This window comes from Streptomyces sp. NPDC002835, from assembly GCF_053591995.1.
The window spans coordinates 1-16982 of the sequence record NZ_JBSFUW010000005.1; the positions used below are offsets into that span (position 1 = coordinate 1).

At 72.5% G+C, this 16982-nt stretch carries 18 protein-coding genes; 10 read left to right on the forward strand and 8 right to left on the reverse strand.

Features of this window, described 5'->3' with window-relative positions:
* Window positions 1-134 precede the first annotated feature (134 nt).
* A complete protein-coding gene (locus ACWD01_RS06935; protein ID WP_451158882.1) occupies window positions 135-1172 on the reverse strand; it encodes an NAD-dependent epimerase/dehydratase family protein in 1038 nt (345 codons plus the stop codon).
* A gap of 160 nt (window positions 1173-1332) precedes the next feature.
* On the opposite strand from ACWD01_RS06935, the gene ACWD01_RS06940 reads away from it, so the two are divergent.
* From ACWD01_RS06940 to ACWD01_RS06960, 5 genes are all read left to right on the forward strand, one after another.
* Window positions 1333-2016 (forward strand): HemK2/MTQ2 family protein methyltransferase, encoded by a 684-nt coding sequence (locus ACWD01_RS06940; RefSeq protein ID WP_451158884.1) that lies wholly within the window; start codon window positions 1333-1335, stop codon window positions 2014-2016.
* Window positions 2017-2068: 52 nt separating this feature from the next.
* Window positions 2069-2215, forward strand: a complete 147-nt coding sequence (locus ACWD01_RS06945; RefSeq protein ID WP_451159379.1) for a CDGSH iron-sulfur domain-containing protein — start codon at window positions 2069-2071, stop codon at window positions 2213-2215.
* Between the two features lie 3 nt (window positions 2216-2218).
* Entirely contained in the window at window positions 2219-3232 is a 1014-nt protein-coding gene (locus ACWD01_RS06950) for an iron-containing redox enzyme family protein (RefSeq protein WP_451158886.1), read from the forward strand.
* A gap of 174 nt (window positions 3233-3406) precedes the next feature.
* Window positions 3407-3655 carry a DUF5133 domain-containing protein gene (locus ACWD01_RS06955; RefSeq protein ID WP_356896143.1) on the forward strand — a complete coding sequence of 83 codons (249 nt, stop codon included), beginning with the start codon at window positions 3407-3409 and terminating at the stop codon, window positions 3653-3655.
* A 57-nt stretch (window positions 3656-3712) separates the two neighbouring features.
* Window positions 3713-4948, forward strand: coding sequence for an FUSC family protein (locus ACWD01_RS06960; protein WP_451158889.1), 1236 nt, complete (start codon window positions 3713-3715; stop codon window positions 4946-4948).
* Between the two features lie 178 nt (window positions 4949-5126).
* Here ACWD01_RS06960 and ACWD01_RS06965 read toward each other — a convergent pair whose 3' ends face one another.
* Together ACWD01_RS06965 and ACWD01_RS06970 are read right to left on the reverse strand one after the other, a co-directional pair.
* Window positions 5127-6377, reverse strand: a complete 1251-nt coding sequence (locus tag ACWD01_RS06965; RefSeq protein WP_451158891.1) for a cytochrome P450 — start codon at window positions 6375-6377, stop codon at window positions 5127-5129.
* 54 nt (window positions 6378-6431) lie between these two features.
* Window positions 6432-7124, reverse strand: coding sequence for an ANTAR domain-containing response regulator (locus ACWD01_RS06970; protein WP_451158893.1), 693 nt, complete (start codon window positions 7122-7124; stop codon window positions 6432-6434).
* A 98-nt stretch (window positions 7125-7222) separates the two neighbouring features.
* Here ACWD01_RS06970 and ACWD01_RS06975 point away from each other — a divergent pair, with 98 nt between their 5' ends.
* Window positions 7223-8428: a PAS domain-containing protein gene (locus ACWD01_RS06975; RefSeq protein WP_451158895.1), complete on the forward strand. Its 1206-nt coding sequence runs from the start codon at window positions 7223-7225 to the stop codon at window positions 8426-8428.
* On the opposite strand, the gene ACWD01_RS06980 is transcribed toward ACWD01_RS06975, so the two are convergent.
* The 4 genes from ACWD01_RS06980 to ACWD01_RS06995 all read right to left on the reverse strand — a co-directional run bounded on the left by ACWD01_RS06980 (window position 8409) and on the right by ACWD01_RS06995 (window position 11121).
* On the reverse strand, window positions 8409-9230 hold the full coding sequence (locus tag ACWD01_RS06980) for a SigB/SigF/SigG family RNA polymerase sigma factor (RefSeq protein ID WP_451158897.1): 822 nt from the start codon (window positions 9228-9230) through the stop codon (window positions 8409-8411). The two genes, ACWD01_RS06975 and ACWD01_RS06980, sit on opposite strands and share 20 nt — an antisense overlap.
* Before the next feature lie 160 nt (window positions 9231-9390).
* On the reverse strand, window positions 9391-10143 hold the full coding sequence (locus ACWD01_RS06985) for a metallophosphoesterase family protein (RefSeq protein ID WP_451158899.1): 753 nt from the start codon (window positions 10141-10143) through the stop codon (window positions 9391-9393).
* Complete coding sequence (locus ACWD01_RS06990) at window positions 10140-10394, reverse strand: BON domain-containing protein (protein WP_451158901.1); 255 nt, start codon at window positions 10392-10394, stop codon at window positions 10140-10142. Before ACWD01_RS06990 ends, ACWD01_RS06985 begins: the two co-directional genes overlap by 4 nt.
* Window positions 10381-11121, reverse strand: a complete 741-nt coding sequence (locus ACWD01_RS06995; RefSeq protein WP_451158903.1) for a nucleotidyltransferase family protein — start codon at window positions 11119-11121, stop codon at window positions 10381-10383. Before ACWD01_RS06995 ends, ACWD01_RS06990 begins: the two co-directional genes overlap by 14 nt.
* 362 nt (window positions 11122-11483) lie before the next feature.
* Here ACWD01_RS06995 and ACWD01_RS07000 point away from each other — a divergent pair, with 362 nt between their 5' ends.
* Window positions 11484-11882 carry an STAS domain-containing protein gene (locus ACWD01_RS07000; RefSeq protein WP_451158905.1) on the forward strand — a complete coding sequence of 133 codons (399 nt, stop codon included), beginning with the start codon at window positions 11484-11486 and terminating at the stop codon, window positions 11880-11882.
* 14 nt (window positions 11883-11896) lie between these two features.
* Window positions 11897-12340, forward strand: coding sequence for an ATP-binding protein (locus ACWD01_RS07005; RefSeq protein ID WP_451158907.1), 444 nt, complete (start codon window positions 11897-11899; stop codon window positions 12338-12340).
* Here the strand turns inward: ACWD01_RS07005 and ACWD01_RS07010 are convergent.
* A complete protein-coding gene (locus ACWD01_RS07010) occupies window positions 12303-13280 on the reverse strand; it encodes a SigB/SigF/SigG family RNA polymerase sigma factor (protein ID WP_451159381.1) in 978 nt (325 codons plus the stop codon). The two genes, ACWD01_RS07005 and ACWD01_RS07010, sit on opposite strands and share 38 nt — an antisense overlap.
* Before the next feature lie 151 nt (window positions 13281-13431).
* On the opposite strand from ACWD01_RS07010, the gene ACWD01_RS07015 reads away from it, so the two are divergent.
* Window positions 13432-13920 (forward strand): ATP-binding protein, encoded by a 489-nt coding sequence (locus ACWD01_RS07015; RefSeq protein WP_451158909.1) that lies wholly within the window; start codon window positions 13432-13434, stop codon window positions 13918-13920.
* Window positions 13921-14015: 95 nt separating this feature from the next.
* Entirely contained in the window at window positions 14016-16958 is a 2943-nt protein-coding gene (locus tag ACWD01_RS07020) for a HAMP domain-containing protein (RefSeq protein WP_451158911.1), read from the forward strand.
* The last annotated feature ends 24 nt before the right edge of the window (window positions 16959-16982 follow it).

A 16982-nucleotide genomic window follows, 5' to 3' on the forward strand; every position in this document is an offset into this window, starting at 1 on the left:
CCCACTCGGCATCACTCAGATCACCCCGCCCCATGTCCACATCAACGGCCCCGGCACGGAGTAGTCACGTGATCGACCGGACAAGTCCTAGCCGGACAGGCCGAAGTCACGGGGCATGGTTACGGCAGCACGGCTCAGTGCGCGCGGTGGCCCGCCAGCGGGGCCGTCCGTTCTCCGGCGCCCTTGCGGACCCCGCGCAGGAACTCCTCGATGGCCTCCGTCGAGCTGTGCCGCGGCTGCCACTCCAGCTCCTCCCTGGCCCGGGCGGTGCTCATCACCGGCATCCGGAGCATGGCGTCGAACAGATGCGGCGACGCCGGGACCGCACGCAGGTTCCAGGCGGCCGACAGCGCGGCGTGCACGGCCCGCTGCGGGACCCGGATCACCTTGGCCCCCAACAGCTCCCCGAGCGCCGACGCGTCGATCACCGGCTCGGCGGCCAGGTTGAACGCCCCGCGCGCGTCGAGGAGGACCGCCATGAGATACGCCTGGGCGGTGTCGTCGGTGTGCAGCACCTGGAAGCGCAGCCCTTCCAGGTCCGGGACGAACGGGAGCAGTGCCGGATTCAGCAGCGGGCCCGGCAGGAACCGGCCCGCGAAGATCCGGCGCTGTTCGCTAGCCGAGGTCTCCTTGAACATGAAGCCGGGGCGGATCCGTGCCACTCGTATCTCGGGGTGCCGCAGCTCATAGGTGTCGAGCACCCGCTCCACGTACGCCTTCTCCCGGCAGTAGGCCGCGTCCGGCCAGCCGTTCGTCGGCCACGACTCGTCGACGCCCGGACCGGTCTTGGGGCCCGGCGAGTAGGCGCCGACCGACGAGGCGTGCACCAGGACCGGTACCCGCGCCGCTGCGACGGCCTCGAAGAGCCGCATCGACCCCAGGACGTTCGTCTGCCAGGTGGTGACGGGGGAGTGCGTCGGCTGGAACTGCCAGGCGAGGTGGATCACGGCGTCCGCGCCGTCCAGTTGCCGTACGAGCGTCTCGCCGGCGTCCTCGCGCGACAGGTCCACGGACGCCCACTCCGTGCGCGAGATGTTCAGATCGGGGACCCGGCGCGCCAGACCGAGGACCGACGCGATCCGCGAGTCCGCGGCGAGCGCCCCGACCACACTGGTGCCGACGTTTCCGGTGGCTCCCGTGACCACCACTCGCAGTCCTGTGTTCGCGCTCATCTGCGACTCCGTGGGTTCCTGGGAAGCGGACCGGCCGCTTTCCGGGTCCCCGGGCGGGCCGGACCGAAACGGATGAAACCGGCGGCAGTGGGCACCCGGGGATCAAGAACCCGCCGGGCGGCGTCACAGGCCGCCCGCACGTCGGCCGAGGGAGCCGCGGATGACCAGTGTGCTGGGAGTCGACCGGAGCGCGGACGCGCTCGTGCTCGCGCCGGGGGTCTACGCCCCGCAGAGCGACACGTTTCTGCTGGCGGACGCGCTCGGACGCGAACCGCTGAAGCCCGGCGCCGAGGTGCTCGACGTCGGAACCGGCACTGGAGCCCTGGCGCTGGCGGCCGCCCGCCGCGGCGCCCGGGTCACCGCCGTCGACAGGTCCTGGCGTGCTGTCGCGGCCACCAGGCTCAACGCGGCGCTGGCCCGCCGGCAGGTGCGGGTGCTGCGCGGCGATCTGCTGGACCCGGCGGCGGACCGGCGCTTCGACCTGATCGTGTGCAACCCGCCGTACGTGCCCGCGCCGCGCCCCGGGGTGCCGCGCCGCGGCGCGGCGGTCGCCTGGGACGCGGGGCACGACGGCAGGGCGGTGCTGGACCGGATCTGCGACGGTGCGGCCGGCCTGCTGCATCCGTCGGGCGCCCTGCTGCTGGTGCACTCGGCGCTGAGCGGCGTGGAGGCCACCCTGGACCGGCTGCACGGCGCCGGACTCGACGCCGCCGTCGTGGAGCGCCATGTCGTCCCCTTCGGGCCCGTGCTGCGTTCCCGTGCCGACTGGCTGGAGCGCCGGGGGCTGGTCGCTCCCGGCGAGGACAAGGAAGAGCTGGTGATCATCCGTGCCGAGCGACCCTGAGGAAGGAACCGCCCCCGCGCCCTGCCGGGTGACCGTGACCCGGGAGGGGCCGATGCTCGTGGAGGGCCCGGTGGAGGTGGTGCTCGAGGACGGGAGCACCGTACGGTCCGACCGGTTCATGGTGGCGCTGTGCACCTGCCGGCGGAGCCGGACGTACCCCTGGTGCGACACCAGCCACCGCCGGCGCGGCAGGAGGTGACCGATGGCGGACCGCACCCCCGAACCGGGGACCGGCCCGGAGGGCGAACTGCCGGGTGCACGTGGCGAGCTGTCGCAGGGAGTCCTCACCGCCCTGCGCGGCCCCGCCGGCGACCCCGTACCGCATCCTCGCGGCGCCCGGGCCGCCGACCCCTTCGGCGACGACCTGCAGCTGGCCCTCTACCTCTGCTACGAGCTCCACTACCGGGGCTTTCGCGGGGTCGACCCGGCCTGGGAGTGGGAGCCCGGGCTGCTCGGCCTGCGCGCGGCGATGGAGGGCCGCTTCCTGGCGGCGCTCCGCGAACGGACCGCCGATCACCCCGACCTCGACGAGGCCCTGGACGAACTGCTCGTGGAGCCCGTCGACGGAGCCGGGGTGTCCCACTTCCTCATGGACAAGGGAGAGCTGTGGCAGCTGCGCGAGTACGCGGCCCAGCGCTCGCTCTACCACCTCAAGGAGGCCGATCCGCACGCCTGGGTGATCCCGCGGCTGCGCGGGCGGGCCAAGGCCGCCTTCGTGGCGGTGGAGTTCGACGAGTTCGGCGCCGGCCGCGCGGAGCGAGTGCACGCCCGGCTGTTCGCGGACCTGATGGCGGACCTCGGGCTCGACACCGCCTACGGCCGGTACCTCGGCGCCGCCCCGGCCGAGATGCTCGCGACGGTCAACCTGATGTCGCTCCTCGGACTGCACCGGGCCCACCGAGGCGCCCTGGTGGGGCACTTCGCCACCGTGGAGGTGACGTCCTCGCCGGGTTCGCGGCGGCTCGCGGAGGCGATGCGCCGCACCGGGGCCGGCCCGGCCGCCGAGCACTTCTACGCGGAACACGTGACGGCGGACGCCGTGCACGAGCAGATCGTGCGCCGCGACGTCATCGGCGGGCTGCTGGCCGACGAGCCGTCGCTCGCCCCCGACATGGCCTTCGGGATCGCGGCCACGACCTGGCTGGAGGACCGGCTCGCCGAGCGGCTCCTGACCGCCTGGCGGAACGGTTCCACCAGCCTGCGGGCCCCGCTGTGAACCCCGCGACACGCCCTGAGAGCGGGGATTGCGGCGCGCCGTGATACGTCCCCGTACCGACGACTACCTACAGTAGCCAGCTGTGTGGCGGACGGGACCGCTCCGGTTCACAATGAGGCACCGGACGGACCTCGCTCCGCCGTTTCAGGGGGCCGCATAAACCGGGAGACCACGATGCTGATGCCCGACACGAGTGTGATCACCAGGCTGATTGCCCGCTACCGGGCGCAGGAACATTACGTCCTCGCCGCTCCCCACGACGACTCCGCCCGGAGACGGTTCGAGGACACGGCCTACACGCTGTGCGTGCTCATGTGCGAGCGCACGGCCCGCGAGGCGCTGCTCGCGGCGGAGACGTATGTGGGCCGCATCCGGCAGGGCGCCCAGACCGTGGGTGAGGGCGCGGCATCCGGCGGGCGCTGAGGGGGGTCGGACACGACGGCGCACGGCGTCCGGGCGAGGGAGCGGGGAAGGACCGAGGTGTCTGAGGTTGGCTCGAGGCTACGCACACCGGTGGCCGGCATCGTCAGCCGGCGCAAGGAGCCGGCCGTCGTGCAGACGCTGCGGTCGGCCGCGGCGGCGACCATCTCCTATGTGGTCGCCCTGCAGGTGGTGGACAGTCAGGTCCCCCCGCTCACCGCGCCGCTGACCGCGCTCCTCGTCGTCCAGGTCACCCTCTACGCCACGCTCACCACCGGCGTGCGCCGGGTGAACTCCGTCGTCGTCGGCGTGCTCATCGCCATCGGCTTCAGCGCACTGGTCGGACTGTCGTGGTGGAGCCTCGGACTGATCATCCTGGCCTCCCTGATCGTCGGCAGATTCGTGCGCGTCGACGAGTTCGTCCCCGAGGTCGCGATCAGCGCCATGCTCGTGCTCGGCGTGACACAGGTGGGCGACGCCGCCTGGGACCGGGTGCTGGAGACCCTCGTCGGCGCCGTCGTGGGGCTTCTGTTCAACATCCTGCTGGTGCCCCCGGTCTGGGTCGAGGCCGCCGGGGGATCGATCGAGGACCTCGGGCGGCGCATGCGCCGGCTGCTGCTGCACATCGGCGAGGAACTGACCATCCACACCCCGGTCGAGCGGGCGGCCGCCCGGCTCCACGAGGCGCGCAGGCTCGACAACGACATCGCCGAGGTCGACGCGGCCCTGCGGCAGGCCGAGGACAGCCTCCGCTTCAACCCGCGCGTCAAAGAGGGCCTGTTGCACCGCATCGTGCTGCGCACCGGCCTCGACACGCTGGAGATCTGCGCCGTCGTGCTGCGGGTGCTCGCCCGCACCATCACCGACCTGGCCAAGGAACGCCGCGACGAGGACCTGTTCGGCCACGAGGTCGGCGTCGCCCTCGAGGAGCTCCTCTCCCATGTCGCCGACACGCTGGTGAGCTTCGCCGTCCTGGTCACCACCCAGACCAGCGAGAGCGCCGACGCGGCGGAGGAACGGCTCACCGGGGAGCTCGCCGCGGCCCGCAGCAGCCGCGACAACGCCGCGGAGTTGCTGCTCCAGGGGGTCCAGCAGCAGCCGCGCCAATGGCAGCTGCACGGGGCGCTGCTCACGGAGATCGACCGCATCCTCGACGAGCTGGACATGGACCACCGCTCCCGGCGCCTCATGGAGGAACTCGACCGCCACACCCGGGAACGCCGGGAGAAGCGCCCGCGGTTGTCGGCGCTGCGCGACTGGCTGTGGGGCCGGACGACGCTGACTCCGCGCCGCTGACGGGGGCTTACCGGGGGCGCTGCCCCCGGGCTCCTGCGCCTCGACCGCCGGCGGGGCTGGAGCTTGCCGGTCCCGTCGGGGCTCCGCCCCGAGCCCCGCGCCTCAAACGCCGGCGGGGCTGACAGAGTCAGCCCGGCCCGCCCACCCAGCGGCACCAGCCCTGGGCGGATCCGCCGCGTCAGCCGGCGGTCGGCGGTTGCGGGGCGAGCAGGAAGCCGTCCGCCGGGCGGGTCGGGATGCGGCTCAGCGGGATGGACAGGTCCTGGGGCGGGACCCCGTAGTCCAGACGGGCCAGCCGCACCGAGAGGACCTTCAGCAGGGCCACGGTGATGTCCTCCCCGGGACAGCGGTGCCCCGTCGCCGCGTCGCCGCCGCCCTGCGGGATCAGCAGCTCGCTCCCCGCCGGCCCGCCGTCCTCGAAGCGCGCGGGGTCGAAGACGTACGGATCGGGCCACAGATCCGGATCGTGGTGGTGGCCGTACACGTCCAGCAGGACGAGCGTGTCCTCGTCGATCCGCTCGTCCCGCCAGCGGAGATCCTTCGCCGCGAGCCCGCCGAGGAACGGCACGAACGGATAGAAGCGGCGCAGCTCGTGGGCGAACGCCTCCGCGTACCGCGGGCCGCCGGTGCGCAGCAGTTCGCGATGGTGCGGCCACCGGTGCAGCGCGTGGGCGGCGAACGTCACGTACCAGGCCACGGCCGCGGTCGGCCGGATGACGTTGAGCACCTCGACCGCCGTGGTGTGCGGGTCCAGGAGGCTGCCGTCCGCGTCGCGGTGCACCGCCACCGCGTGCAGCGCCGAGTCCGCCGGCACCGGCCCGTCCGAGCGGATGTGCTCGGCCAGGGCGCCCAGCCGTTCCTCCTGGCGGGCGCGGGCCCTGCGGGCGCACAGGTGCCGCGGGCCCGCCGTGGCGAACCCGTCGACCATCGCCACCAGATCGCGGGCCGTCGCCCGGCCGTCGTCCTCGTACTGCACGCCCGCCCAGTCGCAGACCGCGCGGGTGATCACCACGCCCGCCCCCGTGAACAGCTCGATCCGCGGCTCGTGCGCCCACTGCGCGGCGGCCTCGTCCCATCGGGCGCCGGCGCGTTCCGCGAGGTCGTCCACCGACGCCGGGTCCTTCAGGAGCGAGACGAAGAGCGCTTTGCGCGCCCGGTGCCGCTGCCCGTCGAGGGTGTGGACCGCACCCCGGCCGAAGAGGGTGTCCAGGACGGGCCCGGGCAGCGCGGAGCGGCGCCGGACGTGCTTCTCGTCGTAGAAGAAGCGGACCGCCTCCGGGCCGTGCAGGACGACGGCCGGACGTCCCATCAGACGGGTGCGGACGACCGGACCGTCGCCGCTGCGCCGCCGCAGGCCGGGCAGCCAGGCGTATCCCTGGGCGAGGGCGGGGAGGGTGGCGTCCGGGCGCAGCATCTCGCGTAGTTCCATGCCGGACAGCTTCCCCGTCACGGCTGCGGAATGCACCGATTCACGCCGGTATAGTCACTCTGTGTGCCGGGGCTCCCGCAGGCTGCGGCCCCTGCTGCGGACGACCTCCTCGGCCACGACGCTCAGCTTGCGGTTGCTCCGCTGCGAGAACCGCCGCAGGACGTCGAACGCGTCCGCGGGCCCGCAGCCGAGGGCGTGCATCAGGATGCCGCTGGCCTGGTCGATCACGGCACGCGAGTCGAGTGCCGTCTCGAGCTGGTTCACCTGGGCGAGCGCGGCCCGGTAGTGGTGGTCACGTACCAGTTGCTGGGCGAACTGCTCGCCCAGCACGACGACCGGCTGGAGCGCCAGGTGTTCGAACGCTCCCGGCCGGAAGCTGTAGAGACTCAGCGTCAGCTCCACCTCGCTGCGGCGGAACGGCATTGTGACACTGGACCGGATGCCCGAGTCCAGGGCCGCGGCGCGGTAGACGGGCCAGCGCTCCTCGTCGAGCAGGTCGGCGGCGGCGACGGGTTCGCCGGCGTCCAGGGCGCTCGACGTGGGCCCCTGGCCCGAGTCGAACTCGACCGAGAGCAGACTGGTCAGATCGGGGTGCGTGGCCGCGGCACGGCGTTCGGACGCGCCGTCGGCGACCGTGGTGGCGGCACCGCAGCAGGTGTCCACGCAGCGCATCGCCGCTTCACTGAAGTCCGAGAGGTCGCGTGCGGTGGCCGCGGGATCCACGACAGGGTCCGGCGGGGTCAGCATGTGCATTCTCCTTCCCGCCGGTGCGGCTGCCCGCCTCGATCCCGGACAAACCCCTGGCCGGGGCCGTGCGGAGGATCGGCGTCGGATAACTTGCTCCCATGGCGGAGATCGATGAGTTCGGTGACGACCTTGAGGACTTCGTCCGCCGGGTGGGTGAGCTCCGGGCCGCGCGCGGGCTCCCCCCGGAGGAGCAGCAGACGCTGCTGGACGCCACCCTCTTCGAGCTCCAGCATGTCGCCGAGACGCTGTGGCCCAAGTACGAGCAGCTCGCCGGCCAGGGCCCGGCGCGGGCGGCGGCGGACCGTACCGAGCTCCAGCTGCTGCGCGCGCTCTTCCAGCGGCTTCCGCTGCCCGTGGTCCTCATGGGCGGTGACACGGTCGTCAGGCGGATGAACCTCGCCGCCACCGACCTCACCGGAGTGCGCGCCGGGTTCGCCGCCGGCCGGCCGCTCTCCGGACTGCTCAGACCCGGTGACCGGGGCGCGCTCCGGTCGCAGGCGGCGGCCGTCGCCCGGGGCGAGGGACCGCGCAGCCTGCGGCTGCACCTGCAGCACCGGCCGGACGAGACGCTGCGCGCCACGCTCACCGCCCTGCGCCCGCCGAACGAGCCGCAGCCGGCCGTGCTGATGGTCCTTCAGTCGGTCCTTCAGTCCGACACGGCCGTCGCCCCGGCCGCCGCCGCCGCCGGCGCCGGCGCAGCCGCCCCGGCCCCCGGGACCCGGCTGCGCCGCGCCACCGCCCCCGACCTCGCGGAGGCGGCCGGCCACGCCGCCCAGATGGACCTGCTCGACGCGATGACCACCGCCCTGCTGCGGGCGCCGGCCGGTGATCCGGAGGCCGCCCTCGCCGCGGCGGCGGCCGTCCTCGCCGCCCATGGCGCAGACTGGGTCGTCGCCGATCTCGTGACCGGCGGCGCCCTGCGCCGTACGGCCGTGCTCGGGCCGGCCGGCGAGGAGGCGGCCGCCGTCGCGGCGCGGATCTCCGACCAGGACCCCGCCGGCTGCCCGATCGCCGTCGAGTGCGCCGCCGAGGGTTGGCCCGTACTCCAGGTCAGGCCGGACGACCTCGACTCGTTCGGACGGGACCGGGGCGGCGACTCGGTGCTCGTCCAGGCCGACGTCACCTCGCTGATGTGCGTGCCGCTCAGGGAGCCCGGCGGCGACGCGGACGGCGCGGCCGGGCCCGTGCTCGGCGTGCTGTCGCTGTTCCGCAGCGGCAGCACGCCGGCCTTCTCGATGGCGCAGGCACGGGCCTTCGACGTCGTCTCGCGGCATGTGGCGCTCGCTATGCGGCGCTCCGCATGACCTGTTCGGGCGGCGCGGTCTCGTCGCGCATGACCTCGTTCCGCAGCTGATCGCAACTCCGGCTGATCAGCCGGGAGACGTGCATCTGGGAGATCCCCAGTGTGTGGGCGATGCTGCTCTGGGTCATGTCGCGGAAGAAGCGCATGTAGAGGATGTTCTGCTCCCGCTCCGGGAGCTTGCGCAGACCGGGCTTGACCGCCTCCCGGTCGACGAGCACGTCGAGGGCGGGGTCGGCGGAGCCGAGGGTGTCGCTCAGCGAGTAGCCGTCGTCGGCGCCCGGCAGCTCTGCGTCGAGGGAGAGCGCGGTGAAGCTCTCCAGCGCCTCCAGGCCGACCAGTGCGTCCTCCTCGCAGACTCCGGCACGCTCGGCGATCTCCGCCACCGTCGGGGCGCGGCCCGAGATGGTCTGGACGAGGTCCTGGCGGGCGAACCGGACGCGGTTGCGCAGGTCCTGCACGCGGCGGGGCACGTGCAGGGCCCACATGTGGTCGCGGAAGTGCCGCTTGACCTCGCCGACGACGGTGGGCACCGCGAAACTCTCGAAGGCGCCGCGGGAGGGGTCGTACCGGTCGACGGCCTTCACGAGGCCCAGCGCGGCGACCTGCTGGAGGTCCTCGAGCGACTCGCCCCGGTTGCGGAACCGGCCGGCGATCCGCTGGGCCATCGGCAGCCAGGCGGACACGATCTCCTGGCGCAGTTCCTGCCGCTCCGGTCCGTCGTCGAGTTCGGCCAGCCTGCGGAAGGCCTCGGCGGTGTCGGGAGCGTCGGAATGAGAGTGCTTGGTGTGTGCGAACGTGGGCATGATGTCGCGACTCCCTGGGATCTGGGGGTAGCTGTGCCGGAATCACTCACCCGGGGAAACGGACAGGGGCCTGACGCACCCGGAGCATCCGCTCCCACGGGGCGTGCCTCCTGTCCGAAGCACAATCCGCACCTGCCCGGGCGGCTGGGGGCGAAACCTCTCACCCCACGGCAGGGACGTCGATCCGGGCCTCCACCGGCAGGTGGTAGACGGCGAACGCGTGGCCGATGACCGGCTGGGCGACGTTGCGCACCTTCACACCCCCGGCGGTCATCCCGTGCTCGGTCCCCAGATGGGCGTGGCCGTGCACGGCGAGGTCCGCCTCCGCCTCGTCGACCGCCTCCGCGAGCAGATAGCTCCCCAGGAACGGGTAGATCTCGGGCGGTTCCCCGGCGAGGGTGTCGGGCACCGGCGAGAAGTGCGTGAGCGCGATCCGCACGTCGCACCTCTGCTCCTGGAGCTCCAGCAGGGAACGGGCCAGATCGGCCGCGCAGCGGCGGCTGTAGCGGACGAACGCCTTCATCTCCGGCTCGCCGAACTCCCCGGCGCTGCGGCCCGCGAACCCGCCCCCGAACCCCTTCGTGCCGGCGATGCCGACCTTGGCGCCGTCGACGTCGAGCACCGTGCTCCCGCCTTCGAGGACGGTGACGCCGGCGCGCTCCAGCACGCCCGCCACCTCGTCCTGGAGGTCGCTCTGGTAGTCGTGGTTGCCCAGTACGGCGACGACCGGCACGGGCAGGTCCGCGACCTCGGCGGCCACCACCTCGGCCTCCTCGACGGTGCCGTGCCGGGTCAGGTCCCCGGCCAGCAGCAGCATGTCGGCGCGGTCGCCGAGCGTCTCCCACGCGGGGCGCAGCAGCCCCCGGCTGTCGGGCCCCAGATGGATGTCTCCCACGGCGGCTACACGGATCACTCGAGCTCCTCGGGCCGTTCGGGGGCCGTCGCGCAGGCGACCGTGAGGTCGGCCCGCACCGGCAGCCCGCCGAGTTCGGTCTCTGCGATGCGCAGGATCTCGGTCCTGCACGCGGCGGTGGAGACGGTGCCCCAGAGGTGCACGTAGCCGCCGCGCATGTCGATCTGGACCCCCAGTTCGGAGATCTCGTCGCCGGCGAGACGGTCGCGCAGCCGCTCGATCCGGTACTCGGATGCCTCAGGTTGTTTCATCGGGCGCCTCCTCGGACGTCCTGTGCTCCCGCGGTCCGTGCGCCGGCCCCGCCTCCCGCGGCGGGATGACGTCCAGCCGCTCCAGCAGATAGAGGAACGCGTCGGGCATCGGCGAGGCCGAGTGGTCGCGGCGCAGCCGGTCCCAGTCGACGCGTTCGCGCAGCGCCCTGGCGACGGGGAGCAGCGCGCCGAAGTCGCAGTGGTGCTCGGACAGTGCGGTGAGCCGGCTCTCCAGCAGGTCGGAGGGGGCGAGCACCGGCATGTGTACGGAGTCGACGGGGAGGATCTCGGCCCGGTCGAGCATCTCCTTGGTGACCGGACGGTGGGCCAGTTCGAAGATCAGGTCGATCTCCTCGCCGCCGGCCCTCGCCTTCACCAGCCAGTCCTCCGGCGGGGAGACGACCTGGATGCCGCCCTCGATGAGGGTCTTCACCACGCCTTCCGCGTCCTGCCTGCGCAGACAGAAGTCGGAGTCGTGCTGCAGCCGGGTCGGGACACCGTGTGCGTAGGCGGCCACGCTGCCCACCAGCGCGAACGGGTAGCCCGACGCCTTGAGCAGTGCGCCCACCTGTTTCGTCGCCTGCAGGATGGCCTGGGTGTGGTCCTGCGGCAGCTCTTCGGGGGCGCTCGCGGCCACCGGTTCGGTCACCGCCGCACCGAGGCCTTCGTACGACCCGGAGGCCGGGGGCAGAGTTTCCGGCCGGGCCGTGTCCTGGGTGTGGTTCATCGCCGGTGCTCCGTCCTCGTTCCGTCGGAGATACTCGTGAAGTCGCTGCCCCACGTATGTCGCTGCCCCGCATATGCCGTGGGGCAGGTCGTGAGGACACGACACGTACCCCGTTGACGGCGATTGATCCGTGTTCGGGGGCTTGCGCTCTGCCGGGCGGGACTCGCGGCGGGCCGTACGGTGCGGGGCGGTGTGGCGCCGCGTGTGGCGGGTACCCGCAGGGCCCCGGGCCGTCGCGGTCGCCGCCGCGCGGCAGCCGGGTCGTCATGCACCAGTCGTCATGCGTCGTCATGAGTCGGGTCAGCAGTCGTCCTGCCGGTGGTCGTGAACGCCGGCAACGAGCGTCGAGGAGGCGGAGGCCCATGGTCTCGGGAGCGACCAGGCAGTCGGGGGAGGAGTCGGCCTCCGGCGGTGAGCGGTTCGGCGTCGTCACGAGGCAGCGGGGCGGCACGGTCGTACTGTCCCTCAGCGGGGAGTTGGACCACGACACCGCGGAACCGCTGCGCAGAGCCCTCGCGCAGCAGGTGCGGCTGGGCGCCCGGCGGATTCTCGTCGACTGCGGCGGTCTGGAGTTCTGTGACTCCACGGGGCTGAACGTCCTGCTGCACGGGCGGCTGGACGCCCGGGAGGTGGACGGGCGCGTCGACCTGGCCGCGCTGAGACCACCCGTCGCCCGCATGTTCGAGATCACCGGGGCGCACGCGGTGTTCCAGGTGTACGCCGGCGTGGAGGAAGCGCTGGCCGACGAGCGGTCCCTCTGAGCAGGGGAGGCCTGATGAGCACGGGCCATGCCCAGACCCGCCGACTCGCGCTGTTCGGCACGCGGGGCGTGGTGAGCCGGTGCCGTGACTTCACCGAGCAGGCGCTGGCCGACTGGGGATGGCGTGCGACCGGCCCGGAGGAGCAGTACGACGTCGTCGAGGACGTCCTGCTGCTCGTCTCCGAGCTGGTCACCAACGCGTGCCTGCACGCGGGAGGGCCCGAGGAACTGACGCTCAGCCACGTCGGGGACCGGCTGCGCATCGAGGTGGCCGACGCCGACCCCCGCCCGCCCGCACCCAGGCCGCAGAGCGACCTCGCACAGCCGGGCGGCCACGGCCTGATCATCCTGGAGCGGCTCGCGCAGCGCTGGGGTTCACAGGCCCGTGGCACCGGCAAAGTGGTCTGGCTCGAGGTGTGGCTCAGTCCTGTGCCGGGAGGGCCGGGCCGTCGTCCATGATTCCGGCGCGCAGCCTCTGGAGGATGCGTGCGAGCAGGCGCGACACATGCATCTGCGAGATGCCCAGCCGCTCGCCGATCTCGGACTGCGTCAGCTCCTCGCGGAAGCGCAGCGAAAGGATCAGCCGGTCACGCTCGTCCAGGCCCGCGATCAGCGGCTTGAGCGCCTCCAGGGAGTCGACGATGTCGAAGGCCGGGTCCTCCATACCGAGGCGCCGGGTGACGGCGTTCGTCGCGTCCTCGTCGTTCACCGTGGCGTCGAGGGACTGGGCCGTGTAGCCGTTGGCCGCGCACTCGCCCTCGAGCACCTCCTCCTCGCTGACGTGCAGATACTCGGACAGCTCCGCGGTCGTCGGCCTGCGCCCCAACCGCTGTTCCAGCAGGTCGAGTGCCTTGGCGAGGTCGATCCGCAGCTCCTGGAGGCGGCGCGGGACCCGGACGGACCAGCTCGAGTCCCGGAAGAAGCGCTTGATCTCGCCGACCACGGTCGGCAGCGCGAACGAGGCGAACTCCACCTCGCGTCCGATCTCGAACCGGTTGATCGCCTTGATCAGCCCGATCGTGCCGACCTGGATGATGTCCTCCATCGGCTCCGCCCGGCCCCCGAACCGGAGCGCCGCGAACTTCACGAGGCTCAGATTCAGCTCGACGAGCGTGTTGCGGACGTAGGAGTACTCCGGAGTGCCCTCTTCGAGGACCGCCAGCCGTTCAAACAGCGCCGTCGACAGTGCGCGGGCGTCCATCGGGCTGACGGAGCGCGGGTCGGGGATCTCCGGGAGGCCGGCCGGCACGGCGCGCCCGGGCGGGCCGGGGCGGGGAGGCCCGGTGGTGGTGGCCGCCGGGACCGCTGTGGGGTCCGGGACGTCTGTGCGGCGCGGCGGCTCTGCCGTACCCGGGGCCGCCGCACGGACGGATGGCTGGGTTTGCGTCGAGCTGGACATCATCGAGGCTCCTTCGACGGGGGCGGAGGCCGGCGCTGTCGGCTGCAGCGGGACCGTCGGTCGAGCTCCTTTACGTACCGATGATTCCCCTTTGCGGTTGTTTGAAGCAATAGGTCTGCTTTGAAGCGGTTCAGTGGGGCACCGGTCCGGTATGGGGCAGGCACCGGAGCAGTCGCGGCTCTTCCGCACCCGCCGCTTCGCGCTGGACGGCGGACAGGGCGTGGTGGGCCGGTGCCGCGACCTGACCCGGCAGGTGCTGGACGAGTGGTTCGTCCCCGCCGGGCCCCAGGGGCGCGTCATGCTCGACGACGTACTGCTGCTCGTGTCCGAAGTGGTCACCAATTCGTGTACGCACGGTGGCGTTCCGTCCGAGCTGAGGATCGACCGGGGCCCCGGCCGGATCTGGGTCCAGGTCAGCGACACCAGCACCGCCCGCCCGCGCCCGCACGGCCCGCACCGCCCGGCCCGCGCCTCCGGGCACGGCCTCTACCTGCTGGAACGCCTCTCCGACGAGTGGGGATGGGCACGGCACGGGGACGGGAAGGCCGTCTGGTTCGCCGTCTCCGTCCCGCGTGACGTGGTCCCGCGCCGGGCGGCCCACCGCAGCCGCCGGACGGACGGGGCCGCCGGAGTGTCGTGACGGTGCCCGCGTGCCACAGTGGAGAAGGCCGCGGGCGACGCCGCTTCGGCGGCGGCGGCCGCGGCGCCGTACGTCACGACAGCGCGAGGTCTGCGATGGACGCGTCCAGCGGTACCCCCGAGCCTGCACGGGCCCGCCCTCCCGCTGAGCTGAGCGAGGAGGGGCTCAGGAAACTGCTGACCGGGCTCACGGCCGTGCGCGACGGGGATCTCTCCGTCCGGCTGCCCTACGAATCCGGGCTGCTCGGCGAGATCGCCGCGATCTACAACGGCATGGTCGACGAACTCTCCCTCGTCACGTCAGAGGTCACCCGGGTGGCCGGGGAGGTGGGCGGGCAGGGCCTGCTCGGCGGCAAGGCCAGGGACCCCCGGGCCGGCGGGGTGTGGCGGGAGCTCACCTCCGGCGTCAACACCATGGCGGACAACCTCACCTCCCAGGTCCGTGCCATCGCCCAGGTCGCGACCGCCGTGGCCCGCGGCGACCTCACCCAGAAGATCCGGGTCGACGCACGGGGCGAGATCCTGGAGCTGAAGGAGACCATCAACACGATGGTGGACCAGCTCTCGTCGTTCGCGGAGGAGGTCTCCCGCGTCGCCCGCGAGGTCGGCACCGACGGCAACCTCGGCGGCCAGGCCAACGTCCGCGGGGTCTCCGGGACCTGGAAGGACCTCACCGACAACGTCAACGGCATGGCGAACAACCTCACCAACCAGGTCCGCAACATCGCCCAGGTCACCACGGCGGTCGCCCGCGGCGACCTCACCCGCAGGATCGACGTCGACGCCCGCGGCGAGATCCTGGAGCTCAAGACCACCATCAACACCATGGTCGACCAGCTCTCCTCGTTCGCCGCCGAGGTCACCAGGGTGGCCCGGGAGGTCGGCAGCGAAGGGCGGCTCGGCGGCCAGGCCGAGGTGGAGGGCGTCTCCGGCACCTGGAAACGGCTCACCGAGAACGTGAACGAACTCGCCGGCAACCTCACCCGCCAGGTCCGTGCCATCGCCGAGGTGACCAGCGCCGTGGCGGAGGGCGACCTCACCCGCTCCATCACCGTCGAGGCCCCCGGCGAGGTCGGTGACCTCAAGGACAACATCAACGCCATGGTCGAGTCGCTGCGGGCGACCATCCGCGCCAACGAGGAGCAGGACTGGCTCAAGACCAATCTGGCCCGGGTCTCCGGCCTCATGCAGGGCACCAGGAACCTCACCACGGTCGCCGAGCTGATCATGGACGAGGTGCCGCCCCTGGTCCGCGCGCAGTACGGCGGCTTCTTCCTCGCCGAGGAGAGCGAACAGGGCACCGAACTCGTCATGATCGCCTCGTACGGCGCGCAGGACGAACGGAGCGGACAGGGCCGCCGGATCCGGCTCGGACAGTCCCTGGTGGGCCAGGCCGCCCGCAGCCGGCGCACCGTCGAGGTCCACGACCTGCCGCCCGGATACGCGACGGTCTTCTCCGGGACCGGCCGGACGGACCCCGGCCATCTGATCGTGCTGCCCGTCGTGGTCGAGGACCAGCTCCTCGGCGTCGTCGAACTCGCCGCCGTGCAGCCCCTCGCGGCCCTCCACCGCGACTTCCTCGACCAGCTCATCGAGTCGGTCGGCGTGAACGTCAGCTCGCTGATCGCCAACACCCGCACCGACGAACTGCTCGACCGGTCCCAGCGGCTGACCGCGGAACTCAGCGCCCGCTCCAGGGAACTCCAGGCCCGGCAGGAGGAGTTGCAGCGCTCGAACGCCGAACTGAAGGAGAAGGCGGCGCTGCTGGCCGACCGCAACCGCGACATCGAGCGCAAGAACCTCGAGATCGAACAGGCCCGGCAGGAACTGGAGGCCCGCGCCCAGCAGCTCTCCCGCACCTCGATGTACAAGTCCGAGTTCCTGGCCAACATGAGCCACGAGCTGCGCACCCCGCTCAACAGCCTGCTCATCCTGGCGCAGCTGCTCGCCCAGAACCTCGAGGGAAACCTCACCGAGAAGCAGGTCGACTACGCCGAGGTCATCCACTCCGCCGGCTCCGACCTGCTGCAACTGATCAACGACATCCTGGACCTGTCCAAGGTCGAGGCCGGCAAGATGCCCATCCACCCGGCGGCCTTCCCGCTCAGCGGGCTCATGGAGCACGTCGAGTCCACCTTCCGGCCCGTGGCGACCGAGCGGGAGCTCACCTTCGAGGTCGTCGCCGAACCGGACGCGCCGCAGTGGCTGACCACCGACGAGGCCCGGCTCCGGCAGGTGCTGCGCAATCTGCTCTCCAACGCGCTCAAGTTCACCGACCAGGGCCGGGTCGAGCTGCGGGTCGCCGTCGCGAGAGAGGAGGAACTGCCCGCGGCCGTACGGGACTCCGGGCCCGTCGTCGCCTTCCGCGTCTCCGACACCGGCATCGGCATCCCCGCCGACCGGCTGGAGAGCATGTTCGGCGCATTCCAGCAGGGCGACGGGACGCCGTCCCGCCACTACGGCGGCACCGGCCTCGGCCTGTCCATCAGCCGCGAGGTCGCCCTGCTGCTCGGCGGAGCGGTGGAGGCGCAGAGCACCCCCGGCCGCGGCAGCTGCTTCACCCTGTACCTGCCCGTCCACCGGCGCGGCTCCACCAAGGCGGAGCCCGACGTCATCGCCCACGGCGGGGACGACGCCGACAGGGCGACCGGCGCGCCGGTGAAGGACCGTACGGTCCTGGTGGTCGACGACGACACCCGGAACGTCTTCGCGCTCACCGAACTGCTGGAGAACGAGGGCGTGCGCGTCCTCCAGGCGGACAACGGCAGGACCGGGATCGACCTGGTGCGTTCCCACCACGAGATCGACCTCGTCGTGATGGACGTGATGATGGCCGGGATGGACGGCTACGCCGCCATGGAAGCGATCAGAAAGGTGCCGCACGCCGCCGGTGTGCCGATCATCGTGGTCACCGCGAAGGCGATGCCCGGGGACCGCGCCGAGGCCCTGGCCGCCGGAGCCGACGACTACGTGTCCAAGCCGGTGGACGCGGACCAGCTCGTCGCCAAGATCCGGCAGCGGCTCGACCAGGGCGGCTGACCACCGCCCCGCGACAGGGGAGAG